The 9,629-nt window shown below is 75.6% G+C and carries 7 protein-coding genes; 3 read left to right on the top strand and 4 right to left on the bottom strand.

Features of this window, described 5'->3' with window-relative positions; translation table 11 throughout:
* Positions 1-66: 66 nt before the first annotated feature.
* From der to ACFU6K_RS20055, 3 genes are all read right to left on the bottom strand, one after another.
* Positions 67-1,521, bottom strand: coding sequence for a ribosome biogenesis GTPase Der (gene der / locus ACFU6K_RS20065; RefSeq protein ID WP_380664799.1), 1,455 nt, complete (start codon positions 1,519-1,521; stop codon positions 67-69).
* Between the two features lie 211 nt (positions 1,522-1,732).
* A complete protein-coding gene (gene cmk / locus ACFU6K_RS20060; protein ID WP_380664797.1) occupies positions 1,733-2,446 on the bottom strand; it encodes a (d)CMP kinase in 714 nt (237 codons plus the stop codon).
* A 205-nt stretch (positions 2,447-2,651) separates the two neighbouring features.
* Positions 2,652-3,737 (bottom strand): prephenate dehydrogenase, encoded by a 1,086-nt coding sequence (locus ACFU6K_RS20055; RefSeq protein ID WP_380664794.1) that lies wholly within the window; start codon positions 3,735-3,737, stop codon positions 2,652-2,654.
* 335 nt (positions 3,738-4,072) lie between these two features.
* Here ACFU6K_RS20055 and ACFU6K_RS20050 point away from each other — a divergent pair, with 335 nt between their 5' ends.
* The 3 genes from ACFU6K_RS20050 to ACFU6K_RS20040 all read left to right on the top strand — a co-directional run bounded on the left by ACFU6K_RS20050 (position 4,073) and on the right by ACFU6K_RS20040 (position 8,290).
* Positions 4,073-6,286, top strand: a complete 2,214-nt coding sequence (locus ACFU6K_RS20050) for a DUF4139 domain-containing protein (RefSeq protein ID WP_380664792.1) — start codon at positions 4,073-4,075, stop codon at positions 6,284-6,286.
* 3 nt (positions 6,287-6,289) lie between these two features.
* Entirely contained in the window at positions 6,290-7,855 is a 1,566-nt protein-coding gene (locus ACFU6K_RS20045) for a mucoidy inhibitor MuiA family protein (RefSeq protein ID WP_380664790.1), read from the top strand.
* A gap of 72 nt (positions 7,856-7,927) precedes the next feature.
* Positions 7,928-8,290, top strand: a complete 363-nt coding sequence (locus ACFU6K_RS20040) for a DUF952 domain-containing protein (RefSeq protein ID WP_049659481.1) — start codon at positions 7,928-7,930, stop codon at positions 8,288-8,290.
* 30 nt (positions 8,291-8,320) lie between these two features.
* On the opposite strand, the gene ACFU6K_RS20035 is transcribed toward ACFU6K_RS20040, so the two are convergent.
* The gene (locus ACFU6K_RS20035; protein ID WP_380664788.1) at positions 8,321-9,328 is read right to left on the bottom strand and encodes a helix-turn-helix domain-containing protein; all 1,008 of its coding nucleotides are present in this window, start codon (positions 9,326-9,328) and stop codon (positions 8,321-8,323) included.
* Positions 9,329-9,629: the final 301 nt, after the last annotated feature.

Below are 9,629 nucleotides of genomic sequence, written 5' to 3'. Positions count from 1 at the left end.
CCACCGTGACGAGGCCCTCCGGCCGCCGATCGGCGGACCGACCGGTCCTGCCGACTGCTGCTCCTCCTACTTCTTCTTGCGCTTCTCCCGGACCCGCACCGAGATCGAGATCGGCGTCCCCACGAACCCGAACTCCTCGCGCAGCCGGCGCTCGATGAAGCGCCGGTAGCCGGCCTCCAGGAAGCCCGAGGCGAACAGCACGAAGCGCGGCGGACGGGTGCCCGCCTGGGTGCCGAACAGGACACGCGGCTGCTTGCCGCCACGGATCGGGTGCGGGTGGGCGGCGACCAGCTCGCCGAGGAAGGCGTTCAGGCGCGCGGTCGGGATGCGGGTCTCCCAGCCCTCCAGCGCGGTCTCGATCGCCGGGACGAGCTTCTCCATGTGCCGGCCGGTCTTGGCCGAGACGTTGACCCGCGGGGCCCACTGCACCTGGACGAGGTCGCGCTCGATCTCGCGCTCCAGGTAGTAGCGGCGCTCCTCGTCGAGCTGGTCCCACTTGTTGTAGGCGACGACGACGGCGCGCCCGGCCTCGACGGCCATCGAGATGATCCGGGTGTCCTGCTCGGCGAGGGTCTCGCTGGCGTCGATCAGGACGACCGCGACCTCGGCCTTCTCCAGCGCGGAGGAGGTGCGCAGCGAGGCGTAGAAGTCGGCACCGGCGGTCAGGTGGACCCGGCGGCGGATACCGGCGGTGTCCACGAACTTCCAGGTCTTGCCGCCGAGGTCGATCATCTCGTCGACCGGGTCGCGGGTGGTGCCGGCCAGCTCGTTGACGACCACCCGCTCCTCGCCGGCGACCTTGTTCAGCAGGCTGGACTTGCCGACGTTGGGCCGGCCGATCAGCGCGATCCGGCGCGGGCCGCCGGGGGCGGCGTCGCCGAAGGTCTGCGGCGGGGCCTCGGGCAGCGCGTCCATGACGGCGTCCAGCAGGTCGCCGGAGCCGCGGCCGTGCAGGGCGGAGACCGGGTACGGCTCGCCGAGGCCCAGCGACCACAGGTAGGCGGCCTCGGCCTCGGTGGAGGGGCCATCGACCTTGTTGGCGCACAGGACGGTCGGCTTGCCCGCCCGGCGGATGATCTTGATCAGGGCCTCGTCGGTGTCGGTGGCGCCGACCTTGGCGTCCACCACGAACAGCACCGCGTCGGCCTGCTCGATGCCGAGCTCGGCCTGGGCGGCCACCATGGCGTCGATGCCGAGGACGTCGATCTCCCAGCCGCCGGTGTCGACCACCTTGAAGCGGCGGCCGTTCCAGCTGGCCTCGTACGTGACCCGGTCGCGGGTGACGCCCGGCTTGTCCTCGACGACGGCCTCGCGGCGGCCGATGATGCGGTTCACCAGGGTCGACTTGCCGACGTTCGGGCGGCCGACCACGGCCAGCACCGGCAGCCGGACGTGCGCGGCGCCGTCCTCGGCGTCGAAGCCGTCGAGGTCGATGCCCTCCTCGGCGGCGAGGGCCATGAACTCGGCGTAGTCGGCGGCGTCCAGCCCGCCGTGATCGGCGGTGTCGTGCTCTGCGGTCATGTTCGTCTGTTCCGTTTCCCGGCCCGGCCCTTCCCAGGAGCGTGCCGTGCGTACCTGCCCCGCTCGGGGCAGCGCGATGGTTTCCGCCGCGGCGCCTCGACGGCCCGCGGTTCGTTCAGTGGGTCGGACCGGCCTCCACGGCCGCTCCGGTGCCCGGTCGATCGGCGCCGGTCCGCTGTCCGGTCGGCCGATCAGTCAGCCGATCGGTCGGTCAGACCGACGACAGCCCGGCCCGCTCCTCCACCAGCCCGGCGATCCGGTCGATCACCTGCTCCAGGGTGAGCTCGCTGGTGTCCACCAGCACCGCGTCCGCGGCCTGGGCCAGCGGTGCCGTCTCCCGCGAGGAGTCGGCGGCGTCGCGGCGCGCGAGGTCGGCGGCCATCGCGGTGATGGTCGCCTCGTCCACGCCCTTGGCCCGCAGCTCGGCCGCCCGGCGCGCGGCCCGGGCCTCCACGGAGGCGGTCAGGAAGACCTTGACGGTCGCCTGCGGGAACACCACGGTCCCCATGTCCCGGCCCTCGGTGACGATGCCACGCTCGGCGACCTCGGCGCAGCCGCGCTGCAGCTCCACCAGCCGGGACCGTACGGCCGGCACCGCGGAGACCGCGCTGACCTTGGCGGTCACCTCGGGGCCGCGGATCGGGCCGGACACGTCCTGGCCGTCCACCGTGATGGTGGGGCCGTCGGCGTCCGTCCCCGACACGATGACGGGCTTGCCGCACGCGACGGCCACCGCCTCCGGGTCCTCGACGTCGACCTCGTTGACCAGCATCCACCAGGTCATCGCCCGGTACATGGCGCCGGTGTCCAGGAAGCTCAGGCCCAGCCGGGCGGCGACCGCCCGCGAGACGGTCGACTTGCCGGAGCCGGAGGGTCCGTCGATGGCGACGACGACCGGGGCGTGCGCTCGGTCGGCAGTGTCCACGGGCGAACCTCTCTCTGAGCATGGGAGCCGGAGCCTGGGCAGGCGGACGGCCGGGGATGTCTCCCTCAAGGTTAATGGACCGCCGCCGTGACCCGCTCCGCCGCCGGTCCGCCGCCGGTCGGCCGACCTCCAGGCCGACCTCCGGACCGACCTCCGGGCCGACCTCCAGGCCCGTCGATCAAGCCCGCCCTGACCGGCCCCGCCCTCAGTCCCGCACGCTCCAGCCGCTCGCCCGCAGCGCCTTGGTCAGCCGCTTCACCGCCGTCGGCGCCACCGACAGCTGGACGAAGCCGACCTGCTGCCCGGTCGAGTGCTCGATGACGACGTCCTCGATGTTGACCCCGGCCTCGCCGACCTCCCCGAACAGCCGGCCCAGCTCGCCCGGCTGGTCGCCCAGCACGACCGCCAGGGTCTCGTAGCGGGTGGGCGGCGCGCCGTGCTTGCCGGGGATGCGGGCCTGGCCGGTGTTGCCGCGCCGCATGACCGCCTCGATCCCGGCCGCGCCCGCCCGGCGTTCGCCCTCCTCGTCGGCCTGCATGGCGCGCAGCGCGGTGACGGTCTCGCCGAGGTCGCGGGCGACCCCCTCCAGCACGTCGGCGACCGCGCCGGCGTTGGCGGAGAGGATGTCGACCCACATGCCGGGGTTGGAGGCGGCGATCCTGGTGACGTCGCGCACGCCCTGGCCGGAGAGCCTTATGGCGGTCTCGTCGGCGTTCTCCAGCCGGGCCGCGACCAGCGAGGAGACCAGCTGCGGGGCGTGCGAGACCAGGGCGACCGCCCGGTCGTGCTCGGCGGCGTCCATCACGATCGGCACCGCACCGCAGAGCGCGACCAGCTCCAGGGCGGCGTTGAGCGTCTCGGTGTCGGTGTCCGCGGTCGGGGTGAGCACCCAGGGGCGGCCCTCGAAGATGTCGGCGCGGGCGGCCAGCGGGCCGGAGCGCTCGCGGCCGGCCATCGGGTGACTACCGATGTAGTGGACGGTGTCGCAGCCGAGCTCGGCGACCTCGCTGCCCGGGCCGGCCTTCACGCTGGCGACGTCGGTGTACCAGTGCGCCAGGTTGCGGCGCTGGCAGTCGGCGAGCACCTTGCCGACCAGCGCGGGCGGCACGGCGATGATCGCCAGGTCCACCGGGCCGTCGACCGGGTCGGTGATGCCCGCGCCGAGCGACTCGGCGGTGCGGGCCGCGTCCGGGTCGGCGTCCTCCAGGTGGACGGTGAGCCCGCGAGCGGTCAGGGCGAGCGCGGCGGAGGTGCCGATCAGTCCGGTGCCGACGACGACGGCAGTGCGCATGGCGGGTCGCTCTCCTCATCACGATTCTCGACAGGTGCCGGAACCGTCCGGGAGCACCCGCGCCCCATCCTCCCTCATCCGCCCCGCCCGAGTCCCCACCCGCCACCCGGCAACCACGGGGGCGGCCCCGGCAGCTTCCGGCACCGGCAACCGCCACGGGCCCGCCCCCGTCCCACACAGTGCACGCGCCGCACCCGGAAATCCTGCGACGTCCGCCCCGAAGCCGGGCAGACTGGCCGCCCGGGAAAGGGGAAGGCACGAGCAGCACGACGGGAACAGCAGGGCAGCACGACGAGCGCCACGCGGCGGGCGACACGCGAACGAAGGGGTTGCGCATGGACGATCAGCACAGCGGCCGGAGCGGGCAGTCGAAACCGCCGACCGTACCGGCCCACCCGTCGGTCCTGGACTCCGTCGTGGTGTACGCCGAGGGCGCGGTGTGCCGCCGGCGGGCGACCGTCCCGGCCCCGCCCGGCGGCCGGCTGCGGCTGACCGGCCTGCCCGCCGCCCTGGACGGCCGCTCACTGCGCGCCCGGGTGCTCGCCGGACCGGCCGGCACCGCGGTCACCGAGGCCCGGCTGGAGCTGCTCGCCGAACTCCGCGAACCGGACGAACTCCCGGATCTGAAGCGGGACTTGGACGAGGCCAACGAGCGCCGCAGCGCGCTCGGCGAACGCCTGCGGGTGGTCCTGGCCTCGATCGCCGAGACCGCCGCGCTGCGCGCCGTCCCCCCGCAGCGCCGGCGCGACGAACCGCTGCGCCGCACGCCCGCCGACGCCTGGCTGGAGCTCGCCGACTTCGTCGAGGAGCGGCTGGCCCGGCTCCAGGAACGCGCCGAGGAGCTCACCCGGCAGCTGGAACTCGCCGACCACGAGCGCGACCTGGCCGCCGACCGGCTGGAGCGGGCGTCCACCGCCGACCGGGCCGAACCGGTCGGCACCAGCACCACCGTCCTGCTCACCCTCACCACCGCGAGCGCCCACCCCGCCCAGGACCAGGACCACGACCAGGACCAGGACCAGCGCCCCGACCTGGAGCTGGAACTGGAGTACGGCGTCCCCGCCGCCCGCTGGGTCCCGGCGTACCGGCTGTCCTACCGGACCGGAGCCGACACGGCCCACCTGGTCCTGCGCGCCGCCGTCGCCCAGCGCACCGGCGAGGACTGGACGGGCGTGCGCCTCGCCCTGTCCACCGCCGACCTCGACCGCCGCACCGACCTGCCCCGGCTCGCCTCGCTGCGGATCGGCCGCAGCCAGCCCGCCCCGCCGCCCTCCGGCTGGCGCGAGCCCCCGGCCGGCCTGGCCGACCTCTTCACCGGCTACGACGCGGCCGGCGCCGACCGCCCCACCCCGCTGCGCGAGACCCCGATCCCGGTGTCGGCCGCCGTCGCGCCCCGCTCCGCCCGCCTCAGCGGCGTCCGTCCGGGCGGCGCCCGGGCCGAGGCCTTCGCGGCCGAGGAGCAGTTCGCCCCCGCCGGCCCGTACGGCGGAGGCGGCCTGCTGAACGCCGACCAGCCGATGCCGGCCCCGCCACGTGCCCCGGGCGCCCCGATCGCCCCGGGCGGCTTCGCCGGCTACGGCGCCCCGCCGCCCACCCCGAGTCCGGTCGCCGCCGCCGCACCGCTGCCGAAGGCCCCGGGCGGCCTCCCGCCCGGGGAGGCCCGCCACCGCGTCGGCCCCGCCGCCCCGCCCCCGCCGCCCGGCCTCGCCCCGGACGCCACCCTGCTCGACTACCCCGACCTCGTCCTGGCCGGCCCCGAGGAGCCCGCCGCCCGGCGCGGCACCCTGCACCCCCGTCCCGAACGAACCGAACGGACCGAACGAACCGAACGGACAGCACCCGGCGGCGGCACCGCCCGGCTCCGCACCCTCGCCCTCCCCCGGCACGCCGTCCCGCCCCGCGAGTCGGCCGGCTCCTTCGACCACCGCTTCGACGCCGCCGCCCCCGCCGACATCCCGTCCGACGGCACCTGGCACACCGTCACCGTCGGTGAGATCCCGCTCGCCGTCCGCCCCGAGTACGTCACCGTCCCCGCCGTCGAGGAGAAGGTGTACGCGACCCTGGTGCTCGCCAACCGCACCGACCAGGCCGTCCTGGCCGGCCCGGCCGAGGTCACCGTGGACGACGAGTTCCTGCTCACCGCCGCCCTGCCCACGCTGGCGCCCGGCGGCACCCGGCGGCTGGGCATCGGTGTCGCCGAGAGCATCGAGGTGGCGCGCCGCACCGAGCTGCACGAGTCCACCACCGGCATGCTGAAGGGCAACAGCACCGTTCTCGACCACCGGGTGCACGTCCAGCTGGCGAACCGGCTCGGACGCGCCGTCACGGTGGAGGTCCGCGAGCGGGTGCCGGTCGGCTCCGACGCCGAGATCCGGATCGAGGAGCGGGCCGACTGGCACGCCCCGACCGTCTCCACGCCGGACTGCCCGCCCAGCACCCGGCTCTGGCGGGTCGACCTGCCGCCGGGCGGACGCACCGAGCTGGACGGCGGCTACCTGATCAAGATCCCGGCCGGAAAGGCCATCGTCGGCGGAAACCGGAGGAACTGAGCGATGACCGTCGAGACCCGTCCCCTCCCCGTCACCCTTCCCCTGCCCGTCACCGCCGTGACCTGCCTGGAGGACCGCGGCCAGGTCGAGCGCGGCACCACGGTCGCGCTCACCGCGGGCGTGCAGCGGCTGCGCCTCGGCCCGCTCACCGCCCTCGCCGTCGACCGCACCCTGCGCGCCGAGTCCGGCACCGACGGCGTCCGGGTGCTGGACTCCCGGCTGGTGCGCGGCTGGGCCCCGCGCGCCCCGCTGCCGCCCGGCCCGGAGGACTCCGACCTGCGCCACCGGCTGCACCGGCTGGACACCGAGAGCCGGCTGGCCGACCAGGCCCGGGCCCGGCTGGAGGCCCGGCTGGCCCTGCTCGCCCAGCTCTCCGCGGACCTGCTGCGCGAGATCGGCGAGGCGGCCGGCCTCGGCGAGCTCGAACCCAACCGCTGGGCCCGGGAGCTCGGCCGGGTGGACGCCGAGCGCGAGCGCTACGGCGAGGAGCTGCGCGCCACCCACTCCCGGCTGCGCCGTCTGGAGGAGGAGCGCTCGCAGGCCCTGACCGCCCTGGACGAGGCCGAGGAGGACCCGGCCGAGCTGACCGCCCACCTGGAGCTCACCGTCGAGGCGGCGCGGCCCGGCCCCGCCGAGCTGACCGTCTCCCACCTGGTGCCCTGCGCGCTGTGGCGGCCCTCCTACCGGGCGACCCTGGACGGCGGCGAGCTGCGCCTGGAGTCGGAGGCGGTGGTCTGGCAGCGCACCGGCGAGGACTGGACGAACGCCCGGCTCACCTTCTCCACCGCCCGCTCCACCCTCGCCACCGCCCCGCCCGCGGTCGCCGAGGACGTCCTGGTGCTGCGCGAGCGCACCGACGAGGAGCGCCGCACGGTCGAGGTCGAGCTGCGCGAGGAGGCGGTCGCCGCCCTGGGCCCGGCCTCCCGGGTGCCGGGCGTGGACGACGGCGGCGAGGTCCGGGTGCTGCCCGCCCCCGCGCCCGCGACCGTGCCCTCCGACGGCCGCGCGCACCGGGTCCCGCTGGGCGCCTTCACCGGCCCGGCGGGCAGCGAGTACGCCTGCGCCCCGGAACTGTCCCCGCTGGTCACCCAGGTGGTCCGGTTCCGCAACACGGCCGGGCACCCGCTGCTGGCCGGCCCGGTCGAGCTGGTCCGCGGCAGCGGCTTCACCGGCCGCGGCGAGCTGCGCTTCACCGCCGCCGGCGCCGAGGCCGAGCTGTCCTTCGGCAGCTCGGACGGCTACCGGGTGGTCCGGGAGAGCGAGGAGCGCCAGGCCACCGCCGGCCTCACCGGCCGCCAGACCACCACCCGGACGGTCCGGCTGCACCTGTCCCGCTTCTCCGGCCCGGAGGAGCGCGACGAGCGGATCGTCACGGTGCGCGAGCGGGTGCCGGTCTCCGAGGTGTCGGCGGTCGAGGTGCGGCTGCGCAAGGAGGAGTGCTCCCCCGCACCGGACTCCTTCGACGCCGAGGGCATCGTCCGCTGGGACGTCCCGCTCGCCCCCGGCGCCCGGCGCACCCTCACCCTGGTGTACGAGGTGTCCGCCTCCGCCAAGGTGGCCGGGCTCTGACCGCCGCGGGCGGCAACCCGGGACCGATCCCAACCCAGGACCAATCCGGAGACAACGGGTAGAAAAGGAACCATGATCCTCCACCTCGCCCCCCTGGACGACTGGCTGTCCGACCCCGGCCGCCCGTACGCCACCGCGTCGCTGCTCACCGACGGGTTCATCCACTGCTCGGCGGACGAGCGGACGGCGCTCGCGGTGGCCAACGCCTTCTTCTCCGACACCCCCGACCCGCTGATGGCGCTGCTGATCGAGGAGTCGCTGGTGGAGCCGATGGTGAAGTGGGAGGCCCCGCACGGCGCCCCGCCGCCCGGGGCCACCCCGGGCGTGCTGTTCCCGCACATCTACGGGCGGCTGAACCGCACCGCCGTGGTCGGCCTGGAGAAGGTCGAGCGCGGCCCGGACGGCCGCTGGGCCTCGCTCAGCCCCTGGAGCTGACGGGGCCGGCCGTCCCCGCGGCCGCCCGCGCTACAGCCACCCCCGCTCCCGGGCCGCCATCCCGGCCTGGAAGCGGGTGGTGGCGCCCAGCGAGCGCATCAGGCTCTGGAGGCGGCGCTGGGTGGTCCGGGCGCTCCAGCCGAGCGACCGGGCGATCGACTCGTCGGTGAGCCCGGCCGCCAGCAGGCCCAGCAGCTTGCGGTGGTCGGTCTCCGGCTCGGACCCGCCGTCCTCGGTGCCGACCGCCGCCTGCAGGCGGACGGCCCGCTCCCACTCCGCCTCGAACAGCGTGTCCAGCGCCTGGAGCAGCGCCGAGGGGTGGATCACGTACGCGGCGTCCAGCACGCTGTCGCCGACGCTGATCGGGATGATCGCCATCCGGTCGTCCGAGATGATCATCTTCATCGGCAGCGTCGGCCGGACCCGCGCCTCCTCGCCGTCCTCGACGCCGACCAGGATGTTCTTCTCCAGCCGCCCCGGCCAGGCCACCGCCTCCCGGTCGTAGACCGTCCGGAACTTCACGCCCTCGCGCAACCGCCGCCGCTGCAGGGTCAACGGCGCCACCGGGTCCTGGATGTACGGCGGGCGGTCGAAGCCGCGCACCTGGTACTGGCTGGTCTCGGTGATGTGCTCCAGCCGCTGGGCGATCGCCTCGCCGCCGGTCAGCACCTCCACCGAGTGCGCCGGGTCGGTGTACCGCGAGGCCTCCCGGAAGGCGTCCATCAGCCGGTGCATCTCGGCCCGGGCGTAGCGCAGCTCCGACTCCCGGTGGCCGATCAGGGTGCCGATCGCGACGTCCGGGGGGACGGGCAGGTAGCGGTGCCGGTCCACCGGCGCCCGGGTGGCCATGCCCTGCTGCGCCAACCGGTCCAGTGCCCGCACGCTCTGCTGGAACGTCAGCCCGCAGCTCTCCGCCAGCTCCTCCGCCGTGGACTGCGGGCTGGCCACCAGGGCCGCGTAGACCTGCCCGTCCGGCTCCGCCAGTCCCAGCGCGCCGAGGGCCTGTCCGCCGGCCCGCCCCAGTGCTGCATCGGACACGACGCCCTCTCCCCCTGCTCGCCCGTTTCCGTCGGCCGCTCCCGCCCCGACCCGCGCACCCCGTACTGGCGCAGTCCCGCCACCGGGCGGGGTGGCGCTCCGGTGGCCATCCTCGGCCACGGATCATGGCGCTGACAAGGCCGTGACCAGCGGTTGCGTCCCGGCTCACACGACCCGTCCGAAACGTGGACATCCGCCCCCGGAGATCCCCACAGCACATCCGCACGGGGCGTCCGCGCACGGACGCCCGCGCGCCCCAGGACCCCGGCCGCGGGAACGCCGGAGCCCCCGGCCGCAGCGC

Origin of the sequence: Kitasatospora sp. NPDC057512, assembly GCF_042802135.1 — a bacterium.
In the GTDB taxonomy this organism is placed as follows: Bacteria; Actinomycetota; Actinomycetes; order Streptomycetales; family Streptomycetaceae; genus Kitasatospora.
This window is presented reverse-complemented; position numbering and strand designations above follow the sequence as displayed.